Source organism: Pseudochelatococcus lubricantis, from assembly GCF_042432495.1.
GTDB lineage: Bacteria > Pseudomonadota > Alphaproteobacteria > Rhizobiales > Beijerinckiaceae > Pseudochelatococcus > Pseudochelatococcus lubricantis.
Map to the genome: position 1 here is coordinate 85,538 of NZ_JBHLXC010000002.1, position 17,679 is coordinate 103,216.

16 protein-coding genes are annotated in these 17,679 nt (G+C 61.2%); 11 read left to right on the forward strand and 5 right to left on the reverse strand.

Translation table 11 applies throughout. The features are described from left to right. The first annotated feature begins 11 nt into the window (after window positions 1-11). From sctR to sctU, 4 genes are read left to right on the forward strand one after another with little or no spacing between them, the layout of a single operon-like run. A complete protein-coding gene (sctR, locus tag ACFFJ7_RS03285) occupies window positions 12-656 on the forward strand; it encodes a type III secretion system export apparatus subunit SctR (RefSeq protein WP_377590748.1) in 645 nt (214 codons plus the stop codon). Between the two features lie 49 nt (window positions 657-705). Continuing rightward, entirely contained in the window at window positions 706-972 is a 267-nt protein-coding gene (gene sctS, locus ACFFJ7_RS03290; protein ID WP_166954716.1) for a type III secretion system export apparatus subunit SctS, read from the forward strand. Then, entirely contained in the window at window positions 969-1,802 is an 834-nt protein-coding gene (gene sctT, locus ACFFJ7_RS03295; RefSeq protein ID WP_377590749.1) for a type III secretion system export apparatus subunit SctT, read from the forward strand. Before sctS ends, sctT begins: the two co-directional genes overlap by 4 nt. An 18-nt stretch (window positions 1,803-1,820) precedes the next feature. After that, on the forward strand, window positions 1,821-2,990 hold the full coding sequence (sctU, locus tag ACFFJ7_RS03300; protein ID WP_377590750.1) for a type III secretion system export apparatus subunit SctU: 1,170 nt from the start codon (window positions 1,821-1,823) through the stop codon (window positions 2,988-2,990). A 112-nt stretch (window positions 2,991-3,102) separates the two neighbouring features. On the opposite strand, the gene ACFFJ7_RS03305 is transcribed toward sctU, so the two are convergent. Then, window positions 3,103-5,607: an FHA domain-containing protein gene (locus tag ACFFJ7_RS03305; protein WP_377590751.1), complete on the reverse strand. Its 2,505-nt coding sequence runs from the start codon at window positions 5,605-5,607 to the stop codon at window positions 3,103-3,105. A gap of 251 nt (window positions 5,608-5,858) precedes the next feature. On the opposite strand from ACFFJ7_RS03305, the gene ACFFJ7_RS03310 reads away from it, so the two are divergent. The 5 genes from ACFFJ7_RS03310 to ACFFJ7_RS03330 all read left to right on the forward strand — a co-directional run bounded on the left by ACFFJ7_RS03310 (window position 5,859) and on the right by ACFFJ7_RS03330 (window position 9,439). Next, a complete protein-coding gene (locus tag ACFFJ7_RS03310) occupies window positions 5,859-6,698 on the forward strand; it encodes a Crp/Fnr family transcriptional regulator (protein ID WP_377590752.1) in 840 nt (279 codons plus the stop codon). 3 nt (window positions 6,699-6,701) lie between these two features. Beyond that, window positions 6,702-6,980 (forward strand): EscE/YscE/SsaE family type III secretion system needle protein co-chaperone, encoded by a 279-nt coding sequence (locus ACFFJ7_RS03315; RefSeq protein ID WP_377590753.1) that lies wholly within the window; start codon window positions 6,702-6,704, stop codon window positions 6,978-6,980. A gap of 1 nt (window position 6,981) precedes the next feature. Then, window positions 6,982-7,302, forward strand: a complete 321-nt coding sequence (locus ACFFJ7_RS03320) for an EscF/YscF/HrpA family type III secretion system needle major subunit (RefSeq protein ID WP_166954704.1) — start codon at window positions 6,982-6,984, stop codon at window positions 7,300-7,302. Window positions 7,303-7,594: 292 nt separating this feature from the next. Then, window positions 7,595-9,037 carry a hypothetical protein gene (locus ACFFJ7_RS03325; RefSeq protein ID WP_377590754.1) on the forward strand — a complete coding sequence of 481 codons (1,443 nt, stop codon included), beginning with the start codon at window positions 7,595-7,597 and terminating at the stop codon, window positions 9,035-9,037. A gap of 18 nt (window positions 9,038-9,055) precedes the next feature. Further along, window positions 9,056-9,439 carry a type III secretion system chaperone family protein gene (locus tag ACFFJ7_RS03330; RefSeq protein WP_377590755.1) on the forward strand — a complete coding sequence of 128 codons (384 nt, stop codon included), beginning with the start codon at window positions 9,056-9,058 and terminating at the stop codon, window positions 9,437-9,439. Window positions 9,440-9,488: 49 nt separating this feature from the next. On the opposite strand, the gene ACFFJ7_RS03335 is transcribed toward ACFFJ7_RS03330, so the two are convergent. Together ACFFJ7_RS03335 and ACFFJ7_RS03340 are read right to left on the reverse strand one after the other, a co-directional pair. Continuing rightward, window positions 9,489-9,875 carry a tetratricopeptide repeat protein gene (locus ACFFJ7_RS03335; RefSeq protein ID WP_377590756.1) on the reverse strand — a complete coding sequence of 129 codons (387 nt, stop codon included), beginning with the start codon at window positions 9,873-9,875 and terminating at the stop codon, window positions 9,489-9,491. Window positions 9,876-10,097: 222 nt separating this feature from the next. Continuing rightward, the gene (locus ACFFJ7_RS03340) at window positions 10,098-10,814 is read right to left on the reverse strand and encodes a hypothetical protein (RefSeq protein ID WP_377590757.1); all 717 of its coding nucleotides are present in this window, start codon (window positions 10,812-10,814) and stop codon (window positions 10,098-10,100) included. Between the two features lie 580 nt (window positions 10,815-11,394). On the opposite strand from ACFFJ7_RS03340, the gene ACFFJ7_RS03345 reads away from it, so the two are divergent. After that, window positions 11,395-13,692, forward strand: coding sequence for a secretin GspD/PilQ domain-containing protein (locus ACFFJ7_RS03345; RefSeq protein ID WP_377590758.1), 2,298 nt, complete (start codon window positions 11,395-11,397; stop codon window positions 13,690-13,692). A 130-nt stretch (window positions 13,693-13,822) separates the two neighbouring features. Further along, window positions 13,823-15,955 carry a type III secretion system export apparatus subunit SctV gene (gene sctV / locus ACFFJ7_RS03350; RefSeq protein WP_208394286.1) on the forward strand — a complete coding sequence of 711 codons (2,133 nt, stop codon included), beginning with the start codon at window positions 13,823-13,825 and terminating at the stop codon, window positions 15,953-15,955. A gap of 49 nt (window positions 15,956-16,004) precedes the next feature. On the opposite strand, the gene ACFFJ7_RS03355 is transcribed toward sctV, so the two are convergent. Together ACFFJ7_RS03355 and ACFFJ7_RS03360 are read right to left on the reverse strand one after the other, a co-directional pair. Continuing rightward, window positions 16,005-16,580 (reverse strand): flavin reductase family protein, encoded by a 576-nt coding sequence (locus ACFFJ7_RS03355; protein WP_377590759.1) that lies wholly within the window; start codon window positions 16,578-16,580, stop codon window positions 16,005-16,007. A 399-nt stretch (window positions 16,581-16,979) separates the two neighbouring features. Continuing rightward, window positions 16,980-17,624 (reverse strand): peroxiredoxin, encoded by a 645-nt coding sequence (locus ACFFJ7_RS03360; protein ID WP_166954677.1) that lies wholly within the window; start codon window positions 17,622-17,624, stop codon window positions 16,980-16,982. Between the last annotated feature and the right edge of the window lie 55 nt (window positions 17,625-17,679).

Below are 17,679 nucleotides of genomic sequence, written 5' to 3' on the forward strand. Positions count from 1 at the left end.
AGGAGTTTCCCTTGATCGATCCGTTGAATCTCATCCTTGTGCTGCTGACGGCGGCGCTGGTGCCATTCATGGCAGTAGTCGCTACATCCTTTGTGAAGATTTCGGTGGTCTTCCAGCTCGTGCGCAACGCTATTGGTGTGCAGCAGATCCCGCCCAATATGGCGTTGAATGCGCTGGCGATCATTCTGTCCGGCTACATCATGTTTCCCGTGGTGGCGGAAACATACGACATCCTCGAACAGGGCAGCCATACGTTCAAGACCGTCGAGGGCATCCAGGAGGCGTATCAGGCGGCCAAGGGGCCGCTGACACAGTTCCTCAACACACATGCCGCCGAGCGGGAGAAGCAATTCTTTCTGGAGGCCGCCCGCACCTTGTGGCCGGAGAATCTCGCAAGCCAGCTAACCGGTGACAGCATCGCGGTCGTGCTGCCGGCCTTCACCGTCAGCCAGTTGCGGGAAGCGTTCGAGATCGGCTTCCTGCTCTACCTGCCATTCATCGCCATCGATCTCATCGTGTCGAACATCCTGCTCGCCATGGGGATGATGATGGTTAGCCCGCTCACAATTTCCCTGCCGTTCAAACTGTTCCTGTTCGTCATGATCGATGGCTGGTCGCGGCTCATTCTGGGACTGGTGAAGACGTATGTCCCGTAGCAGCGCGAGCCGCGCCCGATCCGCGGCATCGATACGCGAGGAGAAATGCATGCCGCCCGAAGTCGCCCTGCGTCAGATCACGGAATCGATGATGCTCGTCATGCTGCTGTCGATGCCGCCCATCGTGGTCGCCTCGGTTGTGGGCATTCTGGTCAGTCTGCTGCAGGCGCTGACGCAGGTTCAGGAGCAAACGCTGTCATTCGCCATCAAGCTCATCGCCGTGGCGATCACCATCGCCTCGGTTGCAGGCTTTCTGGGCAGCGAAATCTTGAACTACACACTGAAGATCTTCAACGGCTTTCCGGACATGACATGAACGAACTCAGGGCGGCCTATCTGCTTTTCGCGGATCTGTTCCATGGGGAGCTGGTCGCGCTACTGCTGTCGTTGCCCCGCCTCTACGCTTTCCTGTCGACATCCCAGTTGCTCAGTTCAGGAGCCGTTCCGCGCCTGGCGCGCACGGCATGCGTGCTGTCCATCTCAGTCATCAGCGTGCCGATCAACATGCCGTACGCATTGCATTTCAACGGCTCCGTCTTCGTCTTCGCCCTGCTGTTCACCAAGGAATACGCGCTCGGTTTCGTCATGGGTTATCTTGTCGGCTGGATATTCTGGTCGGTGCAGGCGGCCGGCGCGCTGATCGACAACCAGCGCGGCGCAGCCATCGCGGCCAGCATCGATCCCATGCAGGGGCACGAGGCGTCTCCGCTCGCCCTCATGTTCTCGCATGCCTTCATCACCTACGTGTTCGTCACCGGCGCGATGCTGCCCATTTTCGGGATGGTCTACCAGTCGTTTGCACTCTGGCCTGTCACCAGTTTCATTCCCGTCATCTCGCCGGAATTCCCCATCTTCATACTGGGCGTGATGGACCATGCCACTCGTTTCGTGGTCATTCTGGCAGGCCCCGTTGTTGCGGTCATGTTTCTGTCCGAGTTCGCGTTGGCGATGGTAAGCCGCTTCGCACCACAGATTCAGGTTTTCGTACTGGCGATGCCTATAAAGAGTATTATCGCCATTTTCATGCTTGTTTTTTACTTTTCTTCATTACTAAGATATTCTGAATCAAACATTTACAAGATAAATCAATACGTCGAATACTTCTATAGCCTAATTCCCGCCACCGTACCCGACCTTCGGCAGTGACGGAGTAGCGGGCACGCCATGAGCGGGAACTCATCCGGAGAAAAGACAGAGCAACCAACGCCCAAGAAATTGCGGGATGCCCGTAAGAAGGGTCAGGTGGCACGCAGCACGGAAATCGTCACGACGACGTCGCTGTTCGCGGTGATCGCCTTCATCTGGGTGAACTGGCACAACACGATGGGCACGCTGCTCGGCCTGTTCGACAAAATCGCACAGCTTTCAGTGGGTGAGTTCAGGGTTAACGCCGCCAAGGCGATCGAAATCATTGTCTATGACATTACCAGAATCATGCTGCCGGTCCTCGGGGTTGTTTTTCTCGCAGGCATTCTCGCGAACTACTTCCAGATCGGTACCCTGTTCTCGGCGGAAGCAGTGAAACCGAATCTTGACAAGATCAGCCCCGGGAAGGGGTTCAAGCGCATATTTTCGATGAAGCAGCTCGTCGAAACACTGAAGTCGATCATCAAGATCGCCATCCTTTCTATTTTGCTCTATTTTGTCGTGAAGAATGCGCTCGGCGCCTACATTTCATCTCTTTCCTGCGGCATGTCCTGCCTGGTTGGCGTTACATCGCAATTCATGTTTCAGACCTTCGTCTATTCCGCGCTGGCCTTCGTCGTCGTCGCGGTCGTCGACATCGTCTATCAGCGGCGCAGCCATATCAAGACTCTGATGATGTCGAAGGACGAGGTCAAACGCGAATTCAAGGAGAGCGAGGGCGATCCCCATATCAAGGGCAAGCGCCGCCAGATCGCACAGGAACTGGCGATGAACGGCGGCGGCGCGGCAGCGCGCGAAGGCACGGCCGTTGTTGTGAACCCCACGCATTTCGCCGTCGTCATCCTGTATACTCCAGAGAAGATGCCACTGCCCATCGTCACGGCCAAAGGGCGCAACCGGCACGCGCATTTCCTGCGTACGCAGGCCGAGGAAGCGGGCGTTCCCGTCTTCCGGAATGTACAACTTGCACAGGCACTCTACGCCGATGCGGAGGTCGACGACTATGTACCCACCGAACTGTTCGACGCGGTGGCGGAAGTGCTGGCATGGGTCGCACGCAACCGGAACACGCTCTACAAGGGACGGCTCGACCACGGCGTGCTCGACATGGAGGCCGGAGACCACCGCGCAGATGTCACAAGAAGAAGGGCAGCGACCGAGCAGGCTGACACTGCGCCGCGACGCTGACGGCAGCCAATATATAAAGTTTATTTTGCTAAATAATATAAATATTTAATAATTAATTAATTTTTAAAAAATTCCATGTTTTTATTATGTAATTAAATTTCACAATATTATTTTATTCTAAAATCCAAGCCAACTCACCGCCGTAAATCGCCACGGCGAGGCCGTTTGCGACCTCCAGCACTGCCCCCAATTCGCCGACCAGAAGCAACCGGCTCGCTATGTCGGGCGCGGCGCCTTCATGGATTTTCTCGCCGCTGCGAGTCTGGATGAAACGTGACGGCGCGCCCGGCCCGGCGCCCGAAATGTCGAGAGTGTGGGGCGCAATGTCTCGCACGATGAAGCGAATGAAAGCCGGATTACGCCCGATCTCACGCAGGAATACCGACTGCGCCGCGACCGTGCCACCCTGATAGACGTCGATCACACATTGCATCGTGCGGCGCGGATTAATCGCGGCCTCCATGATGACGAGCTGGAAGCGCGGCTCAAAACTTGATAACGACAGCGTCCGGCCAACGCTCAGAATGTCGAGCCAGAATATCGCCGTCATGGCATCGTCGGGCCCAAGCGCCGCCCCCGGCCAACAGGTGTCATGGCCGGAGTGGCTCTGCAAGCCTTGCGCCGGCAGATATTGATCGTGCAATTTTTGCCGCGCCAGCCGGGACGGAGGCGTGACGTCGTCGGGGCGACCCTGCAGCATTGCACTGAGACGTTGAAGAGCATTGAGCAAAAGCTGCGCGCCGCTGACGGATGGCAGGCGGTCGTCTCGCCACTGCTGGAGCAGGAGACGTGTGCTGTCTGAAAGCGTCAAGTGCCTAGCCGGCGCGGAAGCAGGCAGGACTGCCGCGGCGGCCTCGTCCGTAATGGGTGATGGAAACGAGGGCGTGACATTGCCAGACAGGGAAACGCTGCCGGATGGCTGCCGTGCAGCATTACGCGGCAGCACGGGAACCTGTTGGCTATTGCCTCCGGAGACCTCAACGACAGCATTCGACCCGTTACCGCTGTTCGCCGACGGTAACACGATCTCTAATGAAGATTGCGAATTCTCCGATGACGCCTCGCCGATAGTTCCGCGCGCACTGACGGCACCATCGTTTCCCGACAGCTGCATCGCGGCCTCACGCGCCGGCTGCGACATCTGCTGTGACTGATCGCCGGGAGCAACTTGCGTGCCAGCAATCGCCCGCAGCACCGCACCCAAGTCACTCGCCTGTGTCTCGACGGGCTTATCCGCCGCCAGATGCTCCGACCCGTCACCAGCCTCCTCGTGCTTGTCCGGCTCGGCATTTGTGGCCAGCGGCGGAACCGGCGTTCCGGCGTTTCCGCTGGCGAGCGGCAAATTGCTGTTTGTCTTCGCCGCCGGCCTTTCGGCATCGACCAGCACATCTTTCGGCGCGAAATCGCCCCTCTGCACACGGGCGACGTCGAGCACGACATCGGCGCTGGTCGCGGATGGCACGCCGATCATGATGGCATTCGCGGAAATAGCCGGCACGGGAAGTTCCGCCGCCACTCTCGTCACATCCTGTAGCCGCACGAACGACCGCAGCCCGATATCAGCCGCGAAGCGACGCGCGTAGACCTGCAGGAAGCCCGACCAAGCATCAATCTTTTCCACCGGTACGGAGCCAGTCGCCTCAATCACACCATCGTCGAGACGTAGCAGCACCCATGGCCTGATCTGCGACGAATCGGCCAGAGCGTTGACCTGCTCCAGCAATGTGGACGGCGTCCGCAGGCGCGAGTCGACCGACGACACACCCGGCACCGCGTCGCGCACGGTCATGACGAAGGTTTCGGCTTCCCGGTCGTCCGGAATCTGGCCGTCGAGCGTGACGGCGCCCTTCCGCGACACGTCAAAGGACAGATTCCGCCCTTTCGCGGCGATGAGCCCCTCTATTTCCTGTCGCATCGCCTCCAGCACCCAGATGCGCGGATGTGCACCGGCGCGTGCCGCCCCGATGGCACCGACAGCCGCCCGCCGCTCGGCCTGGGTGTCTACATAGCCGGTGACGATAATCACGCCATCGACCTGCTGCACGACCGCGAGATCGCGCGCAAACGGCAGCGTCGATAGGGCCGCACGGACTTGCTCCAAGCCGGCCAGATCCGATTCACCCGCGCCTGGCCGCGCCATATCGCCGGTATTCAGATACCATAAAGCGATCGCCGTGACCAGCGCCAGCGCCAACACAGACAGCGCCAGCGTGCGCAAAGGGCGACGCCGCGCGGCGACCGACGCCTGCGGGCGATCCACTTCCACCTCGGCATCCGCGATGGATGTCCACAATGCCGACGCGGGGCCCAACGCCAGCCGCGTCGTGCCGGCTGTAAGAACGTCGAGCGGCTCGATCTCCTGCCAGTCGCTGTTCACATCCAGAACAACGCCGTTCGCGGTTCTGACCGGACCGGCAGCTGCGCGGATCTGTATGCCGGCATGGCTTATCCGCAGTTCCAGATGGCCGGGCGCAAGGCTGACATCGATGATCTGGATGTCGTCGTCGGGCCCCGAGCCGAGCCCGTATTGCCCGGGCAGGAGAGAAACCTCGACGCCGGACTGCACGCCGCTGAGGATCTTGAGGATCGCGCCATCTATGAGTTCCGCGCCCGCCATCAACCCCCCCTGAGATACCCCGCCCGGCGCGCCTCGCCTCGCCTAGACATATAAGTCATTTTATACGCTATTTTTGTCGAATCATAGTGACTTTTTTCAGCATATATGTCAAAGATCAATCGTAAACGTGATCCGCAACGTCAATGACGCCAAACTCCCGCATGGAGCGCCGGTTCGATGGAGGATATGTTGCAGCGTACCGATGACACGCCACCCACGGCGCCGGAGCGTCGTCTGACGGATAATGCGGCATGAGCAGCATCGCGCCCTCGCCCCACAGCATGCCTTCCGGGCCGCCCGCATTGATCGGCGCCCTGCCGTTGCCGCCGCTGCATGCCATCCCCGACGGACATGCGCCGGCGCCTCTGGCGAGAGGGATCACACTTGCGGACGGCAGAAGCCTCTTTTCCGTCGCGACGGAGTTTCAAAACCTGGGCGCAGCGGCAGAAGCTGCACTGGCTGCATCTTTCATCCTGCGCGTCTTCGCGCCGCACGACGTCATCTATCTGCAGGATGACGACGCCGACAACCTTTACTTCATCCGCTCAGGCTACGTCAGACTTTCCTATCTGATGGAAGACGGGTCGGCTGTGCTCTGCGGCATCCTGCCACCGGGCGAAAGTTTTGGCGAACTCGGCATCTTCGAGGGCGGCACGCATTGCGAGATGGCGAGCGCCGTTGGCGACGTGACCGCCGCCGCCGTGCCGCTGCACCAGTTCCGAAGCCTGCGGGAACGGTTTCCCGCAATCGATGCTGCCGTGGCGCACGTGGTGGCGCGCCGGTACCGCAGCTATGTGGAACTCACCCGCATGCTAAGCCTCCGGACCCTCGCCGCCCGTCTCGCGCAAACGCTTCTACGGCTTGCGGACGGGCTGGGCACGCGCGTCAAGGCCGGCGACCGCATGTATCCCTGCATCGGCCCGGCGGTGACGCAGACCGACCTCGGCCTGATGGCACGAGGCGCGCGCAGTAACGTGAACCGCGCGCTCAAAGCGTGGGAACGCGACCGATGGATCGCCATCCGCGACCGCTCCATCATCGTTCTTGATCGCGCCAGGCTGGAATCGCTGGCCCTGCAGGAAGGGCTCTGATCGATGAGCCAGGCGACACTGAACAGACCTGCGACCGGGGCCGGCATACTGGACGACATATCGCCGTTTTCAGTCAGCGACCTGGAAGAGTTGCTGTTCCGGAAAGAGCGAGAAACTGTTTCAGCGGCAATCGTGCAACGGCTCGATCACGCGAAAACAGAGGTTGAGAACACGCTGAATAGCGGGCTGAGTTACAAAGAGCATGCCGCTGCAACCGCAATTCTAAACGCTATTGAGCATGCAAAACGGCTTCTGGCAGAAATCCAACGAAACGGAGATTGAAATGGCCATTACGCAATTCGACGCTGGCGCAGCGATACGCAGCAGCCTCACGCCGGCGACGATCGCCAACAAGGACACCTTCAAGCTGCCGGAAGAAGACGGCCTCGACCTCATCTGGGCCCAGTCGCACATGGGCGAGCAGATGCGGTCCATAGAGGCGGAAATCCAGGCAATCGAGGCGAACGCCAACCTGTCGGACACCGAACGTATGTTCGCGATGCAGATTGCCATGAACACCTGGTCGGCGATCAGCAACCTGCGCACCAACATTATCAAGAGTGTCGCAGATACGCTGAAGGGCATCGTGCGCAACATCCAGTGAAGGCGTCCGGCGCGCCGGAGAGGCGCGGCACAGGCTTCGAGAGCCTCAGGCCGAGGAACGGATAGCGTTCCCTGAGTAAATCTGGCGTATGAACCAACGGACGGAGCAACCGGTTGCTCCGGTTTGCTTTCAGCGGCTCAAAATGCGCGTTCTGTGACCTTCGGCACAAGCAGATATGCCGGGCCGCGCGATAATGTTCCAGACAATCAGCCGGCGGCCTCAGGCTGGAGGGCTACGCGCGACGTATCTGCGCGGATGTGGCGTCAGGTGTCATTACGGAAAGGGGAGTCTGATGAGCCAGATCGGTTATTTCGCAGGCAGAACGCAATTGCCGCCCGATACGCAAGAGGCGCAGCAGGACCGCAACCTGAACGCTCCCCTGTTCGAGCCCAATGCGGCGGCTCGCGCGGCGATCGACAGCTTCGGATCGAAAGTGGGCGAACGCAAGGGCGAGAGCGTGGAAATGCTCAACCTGCCGGCGGCCGACCTGCTGGCCAATCTCCAGGACAACGCCGAAGAACTCGGCGCATTTCTTGCCGGCCGCATCCCGCTTGGTAACATGACGCAACGCGCAGGCCGAAAGGCAGTCGCCGGCAAGGGCAGCAGCCCGGACATCGAAAGCACTTCCTCCCCGACGTCCGACACCGACGAGCAGCGTGATCAGATTCTGCGCCTGCTCGCCTTCCGCGAGTTCTCCGGCGGCGATGCCGGCACCGAACAGAATCAGCAGCAGCGGCAATATGCGCAGCTCGCGCGCGTTACTGGCGAAAAGATTCGGCAGGCCACCGGCAATCTGCTGAAGGGTCTCTCCGCCATCCGCGACGAGATGGCAACCAGGGCGGCATTGGCCGGTGCCGGCGAGATCGGGCTTACGGATGCACAACGGCGCGATATCCATGGCCAAATCTGGATGGCCCTGCATGCGTATGACACGGACGCCGTGCAACAATTGGCGGCGCTGGAAATCATCTTCGGCCATTTCAGCACGGACAATCCGACCGACGAGGCGTTCCAGTCAGTGCTACTGGGCATCCGGAACGAGTTCGACGAGGCGACTGTCGGGCGTGTCGTTCGCGAGACGCTGTCCGCCATCAACCGCCTCGCTGTCACCAGTGCCACGCTGGAGAGCAGCCCCGCCCTGTTCCGCGAGCAGCAGCGCCAGCTTCTACAGGAAAGCAAGAATTTCAGCAACATATTCGAGACGCTGCAAAAATCCGACCCTTTGCGCACTCTGCGGGAGGTCGTCGGCGACTTCATGGCGGGCGCCGGCAGCAATCTTGCCGACGGCAACGGCCCGGCCCTTGATGATGATTTCCGGCATCGCCTCCTGACCGAGCTTGCGGTGCTGAAAAAACTGAACTCCGTGTTCGATCACGTGCAGCAGATGGTGGTGGAGCCGATGCATATTATTGCCCGCCGTTTCGATAACGGCACGCCGGGTAAAAAGACGCTTGACGCGACGAATGTCACCAGGGCCGTTCTCGGCTTCGTTTCGAACGACAACGTCGACCGCAGCGCCATCCGGCCGCTCGAAGCCGTGCTGCCCAATAACGCCGCACTTCAGGACCGCGTCGTCTATTCAACCTGCATTGCCAGCCTGCACAAGCAATTGCCAGATGACCTGTTCCCGAACGGGCAGATCAACGGGGACCAGACGCATAGAAACGCTCAGGACAGCGTTCTGAAACTGTGGCGCGCCGAACTCGCCATCGAGGACGAAGCGAAAGCAGCGTAAGGAACCTTTAGCGACCCAATGACGATTACCTTTTCCAGCACCGGCCTGCATGCGATTATGGATTTCGCCGCGCGCGCAGGCCTGTCGGCAATGCCGGCGCAGGACGGCACCTTCGCGTTCCGGTTTGCACGCTCCGGCGACCTGACGTTCCTGCCTTCCATGGACGGTACACGCCTGATCGTCAGCTTGCTCCGGACGCCTGCATTTGAGGATCCGGACAAGGAACTACGGGCGTTGCAGACTGCGGGGCCAGATCTTGCGACCGGCCTGTTCCTTCATGCAGGACTGACCGCGGGTGGTGCCATCGTGTTGTCGTTCATGCTGGAAGACCATGAGATAGACGCCCCGCGGATCGAGCGTTGTGTTGACCGCCTCATCGAGGCACACAACCGTCTGGTATAGGCGTTTATGGCCTGGCTGCGCGGCACGCATACCGTAATGACGCAGAGCGTCAGACAAGCGGGGACCTGCTGCCCACCTCGGCCTCGATCGCGTTGAGCATCTGTTGCGCGAACGCGCCGCCGTCCCCTCCGGACGACAATACGACCGCGTCCCTGAGGATCTTCATCGCTCTCTCGCGATCGCCTTTTCGGAAAAAGGACAGCCCCAGGAAGGCAAGTGCTGTCTCGCTGAAACTGAACGGTCTGAGCAGTTCGATAGCCCTGTCGTACTCTCCGTCCTTCAGGTGCAGCATGGCAAGCCCGACGGCACCGGCCTCCTGCTCGGGGCGTGCAGCCATGACGCCCTCGAATATCGCGCGGGCGTGCGCGTCGCGGCTGCGCATGACGGCGATGAATCCCAGCGATGCCAGCAGCCTGACGTCTTCAGTACGCAACATACAACAATGCTCCACAATTTCTGCAGGGCCCGCCCGGAGGTTGTCTCCTAGAGTGCCTCCGGCCAAACACAGCCATCAGATGGGCAATAATCTTCTCAAACTATCCAGATTATATATTAATAATTTCCATATTCATTTTATTAAGTGAAAATTTATATATTAATTTATTATATTTTATTTCAATTTATTATGTATTCTACATTCATTATTCTTTCATCTGATTTAGCGGCTGAAGTTCAGTGCGATCAGTAACCGCTGCGCGGCGCGCAGTTCGTCCCGAAACAGAGGATCGCTTCGTGCTGCTCGGGCGGCCAGCGCGAGATGATTCTGTGCTGCCCTGCGGTTGCCGCAACGCATCCGGCACAGGCCGGCGATACAATGGGCTCGCGGGTGGCGCCCGCCGCGCTTCAGATAGTCGAGCGCCAGCACCAGCCCTACCTCGTGCCGCTCCAGCCGGATCGCGCAGATGGCGAGGCCCAGCAGCGCGTCGCTACGCGCCTCGGGCCAATCGAGCAGCGCGCACAGCAACGTGACGGCGTCGCTGACGGCGCCGGCGGCAACGAGGGAGACGGCCCCCGCCTGAAGGGCGACGACGACGCCGCGCGTGTCGTCTCGCGGCTCCTCCGCCGGCGATTTGCTGCCGGGCACACAGTGTCCCGCGCCATCGGGAAGGTTGTGCAGCGTGTTCGCGATTTCGAGCGCGACCAGCGGCAACATGTCATCGATACGGCCGCCCTGAAGCGCGAATGCCGCCCTGAACACGTCTTCCCCCGCCTGAGCCCGCCGCTGGGCATGCGCGTGCGCCCGCGACAGTTGCTCGCGGACGTCGGGGGCGTCCGGAAGGTTTGCCGCCAGGACTGCGCGCTCCGGCGCCTCTGGCAGCGTCAACAACGCTTCACCCAGAGCAGGAGAACGCAACGCGGAAGAACGCGACGGCATGGGCTTCTCCAACCTGTGCGGGAACGCCCTGACGCGCCTCCGAAACGGCGGAGCACGGCAGGACCTGTGCAGACGCCGGTGGGACGCTCCCGTGAATAATCGGAAGGCACGCTACCCTGCTTCGGCGCTCCTCCGTGTGCCGAACGTCACAGAATCCATTCGATGGGCAGGATGCTGACCGGGCAAGAAAGCGAATCAATCATAGTCTTCCGGATTCGGCACCTGGAACGTTTGGTTAATATATGCTTAACGAATACATAAATACTGAAAATAATAAGAAATAAATTGTTTAAATATGTATATTTTTATATATATTATAATAAATTCTCTCATATTTAAATAAATATCAAGTCAATTATTTTCTCATCCATATATAAAATATTTCTCTTTCATGGAAAGATTAATTATACTATCGCATATGGAGATGTTTAGCGTTCAATATCTATGATAGCGGCAACCCGTTGTTCGGGCTCCGAGCGAACTGGTAGGTGTGATGCGTAACCAGCAACGAACCAGACGAAGCGGGAGAAAAGGCAGAAATGACACAAGCTTCCTAGCCGCGGCGCGGTCCCTCCTCCTGATGCGCAACCTTGCGCTCGGGCTTCTGATGACCTTCGTGCTTACATCCTGCGAGGCGCTGAAGGGCGATGCCTGCACCGTTCCCACCGGGGGGGAGCAGACCGGCAAGACGGACGGGCGTTGCAAAGACGGCTTCCTCTCGGCCCGGAAACAGCGTGCGGTGCTTTACAACGGCAGCGACAGGTCGCTGTTCTACACGGGCGAGGCGGCGCCCGCCGGCGGCGTGCTGGATACCGCGCGGCTGAACGCGCCCCCGCCGCGCGTGCTGCCCTTCGTCGGCTATGTCGACAGCGTTCGCGTGGACTACAAGCCCACCCCCGGCGGCGTCCAGCAGGACCTTGCCAGCCTGCAGAACGCAGGCGCGCGGGCGCTCGACCCGGAGGCGAAGGTCAACATCGACTTCAACAGGGCCACCATCGGCTTCGTGCTGAAGCAGTTGCTCGGCGGCGCGCTCGGCGTCAACTACATCGCGCCCGACGATCTCGGCGGCTCTGTCACTTTCCGCACGGAGGAGCCGTTGCCGAAGAGCCAGGTGCTCTATGTCGTCCGCGATATCCTGGCCCGTAACGGCCTCGCCATGCGGCAGGTCAACAGCGTCTACCATGTCGGCACACCGGAGATGGTCGAATCGCTGGAGGCCAATGCGCGCCGGAATCAGACGGTGGAACAGATCACCCGGGTGGTGAAACTCGACAGGAACAATGCGGCCAATGTCATCGGCATCGCTGGCCAGCTGCTTCCCCAGAGCATTTCGCTGACGCCGAGCAACGCAGCCAACGCCGTCATCGTCCGCGCACCGGCGAACGATATCGCGCAGGTGGAGCAGACGCTGCAATCCATCTCCCGCGACGGGCTGGGCGACGACAAGGTGGCGGTCGTGCCCGTCCATCACGGCACGCCCGAGAAGGTGGCTGCAAAACTCATCGCGTTCTATCAGGCGCGCGTGCCGGCAGGCGGCGACATGCCCACCATCCTGCCGCTCGAACGGCAGCAGGCGCTGCTCATCGGCGCGCGGGATCTGCAGATCATGAACGGCGTCAAGCAGCTTGCTCAGCTCATGGACCGCGAGGCGACGGACGAGCCGGCGTTACGCATCATTGAGCTGCGCCACCTCACCGCCGAGGAAATCGCCAAGCCGCTGACGGAAATATTCGGCAAGTCGGGGGAAGGCGACACCGCCGCAGCCACCGAATCGCGGGGCAAGGAACAACCGGCGCAGCGGGCGCCGCGGCAGATGCCGGCGATTCCCCAGCAGACACCGCTGGCCGACGGCGACGCGGGATCGGAAGCGGCGCCCAAATTCAACATGCGCGGCATCGTCGAAGCCGCCGCGTCCGCCGCCGGGAGTGGCACACCCTCCGGCGGGAGCCGCGGCGCAGGTGCGGCGGCAGCGGCTGAAGCCCCCTCCGCCCCCCGGGTGCGCATCGTCCCCGATCCTCGCACCAATACGCTGATGATCCATGCCACCTATGCGGATTTCCAGCGCATCCGGGATGTGGTCGCGACGATGGACGTGCCCCAGTCGCAACTCGCCATAGAGGCGATGATCGTCGAGGTCGAGCTGAACGACCATCTCGATCACGGTGTTCAGATGTACCTCCAGGGGCCGTATGTGGCCGCCCGAACGACCGGCGACACATTGCCCACCGGCGGCACCGGCGTTGTCACCGCTCCGGAAGGCAACGGCGCGTTCGTTTCGCTCGGCGGCAACGTCGGCAACTATCGCATCGAGGCGATACTGTCCGCACTGCAGGCCGTGACCAAGGTCAAGGTGATCTCGTCGCCGTATCTCACCGTGCTCGACGGCAAGACGGCGCGCCTCGTCGTCGGCGACCAGATTCCCTATGCCATCAGCTCGCAGACGTCGCAAAGCTCCGGCAACGTGACAGTAACGCAGCAGATCGAGATCAAGGACACCGGCATCGTCCTCGACGTGACGCCGCGCATCTACGCCAGCAACTCGGTCGCGCTGCGCATCAACCAGTCGGTGAGCACGCCCTCGCCCACGTTGCAGAACGGCAACCCGGTCATCTCGACACGCAATGTCGAATCGAACGTGCTCGGCCAGTCGGGGCGCACCATCGTGCTCGGCGGCCTGATCCAGGACCGTTTCGAGGACACGGAGACGGGCGTGCCGGTGCTGAAATCGACGCCGATCATCGGCAACCTGTTCAAGACGCGGACGGACCGCGTGCGCCGGGTCGAGCTGCTGATCATGCTGACGCCGCGCGTGATCCGGAACAGCTCCCAACTGGAGGACATCACAAAACTGCTGCGCAGCCAATTGCATACGCGCTGACACGTGGCAGCGCCATGCGGCGGCCGATCACGGCCGCGACATCGCGGTTGCAACATCGTTGACATATGTGCGCATACTCTGACATTATTGTCGCAAAGATAATGATCCGGATGCGCAGAAGGCGTTTTACATGACCCGTTTTCTGCATCTCATGGCGCAGCGTAACGACCTCGTGCTGGCCTTCCTGCTGGTCGCGGTCATCTTCATGATGATACTGCCGCTGCCGACGGATCTGATCGACCTGCTCATCGGCGTCAATCTGACGCTGGCGGCGATCCTGCTGATGGCGTCCATGTATATCAAGGACGTCGTCCAGCTTTCGTCGTTCCCGTCGATCCTGCTGATCACCACGCTGTTCCGTCTCGCGCTGTCGATCAGCACCACGCGGCTGATCCTGATCCAGGCCGATGCCGGCCATCTCGTCGAGGCGTTCGGCGAATTCGTCGTCGGCGGCAACCTCGTCGTCGGTCTCGTGGTGTTCCTCATCCTGACCATCGTCAACTTCATGGTCATCACCAAGGGGTCGGAGCGCGTCGCGGAGGTGTCGGCGCGCTTCTCTCTTGATTCGATGCCCGGCAAGCAGATGTCGATCGACTCGGACATGCGGGCGGGGGTGATCGAACTCGACGAGGCCAAGCGCCGGCGTGGCAAGCTGGAGAAGGAGAGCCAGCTCTACGGCGCCATGGACGGCGCCATGAAGTTCGTCAAGGGCGACGCGGTGGCGAGCCTCATCATCACCGCCATCAACCTCATCGGCGGCGTGGCAATCGGCGTGATGCAGCTCGGCATGCCGCTGAACGAGGCCATGAGCCGCTACTCGCTGCTGACCATCGGTGACGGCCTGGTGCAGCAGATACCGGCGCTCTTCATCTCGATCACGGCGGGCTTCATCGTCACCCGCGTGTCGTCGGACGACAACGCCGACCTTGGCAGTGACATCGTGCTGCAGCTCGGCAGTGAGCCGCGCGCCCTGCTGATCACGGCGGGCATCCTCATGATCTTCGCCGTGGTCCCCGGCTTTCCGACGCTGGTGTTCCTCGTGCTCGCCGGCGCGACGGGCGGGGCGGGCTATTTTCTCTCGCGCAAGGCGAAACAGGCGGCGGCCAGACCCGGCGCCCACGGTTTGCCGGCCTTCGCGCCGGCGCTGGCGGCCGGCGGCCAGATGCCCACGTTTCCGGACGATGACGACGAGAAAGAACCGGTCGCGCCCGTCGAGGTGGTGAGCTTCGCGCTGACCGTTCCCCTGATCGTCGACATCGCGTCGAGCGTCCGCCATTCCATCCGGCCCGAGAAGCTCGACCGCGAGGTGGCAAAGGTGCGCCGGGCGCTCTATTTCGACCTCGGCGTCCCCTTTCCCGGCATCAACCTGCGGCTCAACGACAACCTGGCCGACGGCGAATACCGTGTTCTGGTCAACGAGGTGCCCGTCGCGTCGGGCTCGGCGCGGCCGGGCTACGTCATGGTGCGGGAAAGCGAGGAAAACCTGCGGATGTTCGACATCCCGGTGGAGCGCGGGCAGGACTTCCTGCCGCGCACGCCGAGCCTGTGGGTCTCCAACCGATACCTGCCGCTGCTTGAACGGGCGGGCATCCAGGTGATGACCCTGTCGACCATGATGACCTATCACCTGGCGCACATCCTGAAGACGCACGCCTCGGAATTCATCGGCATTCAGGAAACCATGTTCCTGATGAACCAGATGCAGAAGAACTTCGGCGAACTGGTGCGCGAGGTAACGCGCCTGCTGCCGATCATTACCATCACCGATGTCATGCAGCGACTGGTCAGCGAGGAAATCTCCATCCGCGACATGCGCACCATCCTTGAGGCGCTGGTGACGTGGGGGCAACGGGAGAAGGACCCGATCATCCTCACGGAACATGTGCGCGGTGCCCTGAGCCGATATGTCACCCACAAGTTCTCGGCCGGACAGAACATCATCCCGGCCTATCTGATCTCGAAAGAGGTCGAGGATGTCGTGCGCGGCGCGGTGCGGCAGACGAGCGGCGCCTCGTATCTCGCACTGTCTCCGGACGTGCACCGGCAGCTCATCGCCACCATGAAGCGCGTCATCGGCGATGTCGACCGGCACATAACGGCGCCGGTCGTCATGGCGCCGATGGATATCAGGCGCTTCATGCGCAAGATCATCGAGCGCGATTTTCCCGACCTGCCGGTGCTCTCCTATCAGGAACTGACCGCCGGCGCGAACGTCCAGCCGCTTGACCAGATCAGGCTTCAGAGCCAACTGGATGCGGTGTGAGGGATGAAGCAGGCAACGCGGCGGCGCCCCTTGGGCGCCCGCTTAAGGCTCACCGCGGGCCGGCTTCCGCCGTATGATAGCTGCTGTTCCAGAACAGCAGCGGATCGATCAGGCCATCGCTCAGGCGCACATCCACGACCTGCCCGAAGAACACGGTGTGGCTGGCGACGCGAGCCTCCTGCGCGATCAGGCAGTCGAAGGCGACGAGCGCGCTGTCGAGAACCGGCGCGCCGGTCGTCGCCGTGGACCATTCGCCGAAACTGAAGCGGCGGGTGCGGAATTCGGGGCGCGAGAAATTCTCGGCCAGTTCCCGGTCGTCGGCATGCAGCACGTTTACGCTGAAACGGCCGGCGCGGCTGATGAAATCATGCGCGGAAGCCGTCTGCGAGACACAGACGAGAAGCGTCGGCGGATCGGCGGAAACCGAGTTCACAGCCGTCGCGACGAGGCCGTAACGCACCTCCTCAAGGGTGGTGGCGATGATGGATACACCCGCCGCGAGGCGGCGCATTCCGAGCTTGAACCGGCCGGCGTCCACCGCCGCTCCGAGACTGATCCCGCCGGCGCGGGCTTCGGGGAAGCGCTTTCCGGTGGGCAAGGCGACGACATTGGCATTTTCAGACACTGATCAGCTCCGCAACATCCGGATATCCCCGCGTCCGCCGCCATCCGCTGCATCCCGACGCGCGCCCGCCACATGCGCGTGCGGGACCGGGATCGCGACGACCGGCACGGGATTCTCCCGCCAGACCATCAATAACACAATACCAGCATCTCCCTCGCGCCTCTGGCGGGACACGATACGCTGGACATTTCCGGACGGAGCAGCGAACGGAGAAACCGACGCATGCCGCCGCTCTATTCTTGTTCAGACATCAGGTTGATCCAGAAAACTGTGCCCATTCTCCGGTCTGATGCAGCAGGAAAACGGCTCCGCAAGCCATTTATATCCGGTACATGCAAACACATCCAATGTCAATTCAATCTATAGAATATATAGATTGAATTGACACCGACCTGGACGTCAGCTGTCCTGCTGCCCGTCGAGTTCAACGATGCGCAGGTAAGGCTTCAGCGTCTTGAAGCCCTGCGGGAAGCGCTGCCTCGCCTCCTCGTCGGAAACGGACGGGACGATGATTACCGGATCACCGGGGTTCCAGTTCACCGGCGTCGAGACCTTCCGGGCGTCCGTGAGTTGCAGGCTGTCGACGACGCGCAGGATTTCGGCGAAGTTGCGCCCGGCGCTCGGCGGATAGGTGAAGGTCAGGCGCACCTTCTTGTTCGGGTCGATGATGAAGACCGCGCGCACGGTGACGTTGGGATCCGCATCGGGATGGATGAGCCCGTAGAGTTCCGACACCTTCTTGTCGTCGTCGGCGAGCAGGGGGAAGTTCAGGGCATGGCCCTGCGTCTCCGCGATGTCGGCGCCCCATTTCTCATGCGCGTCGAGCGGATCGACGGACAGGCCGAGGACCTTGACGTTGCGCTTCTCCCACTCCGGCGCGAGGCGGGCAACCTCGCCGAGTTCCGTCGTGCAGACCGGCGTGAAGTTCCGCGGGTGGCTGAACAGGATGCCCCACGAATTGCCGAGCCATTCGTGAAAGCGGATTTCGCCCGCCGTGCTGTTCTGCACGAAATCGGGCGCGATCTGGCCGAGCTGGATGGACATGTCTTCGTCTCCTGATTGTGAAGAGCGGTCGTCGCGATGAACCTGCGAAGGCCCA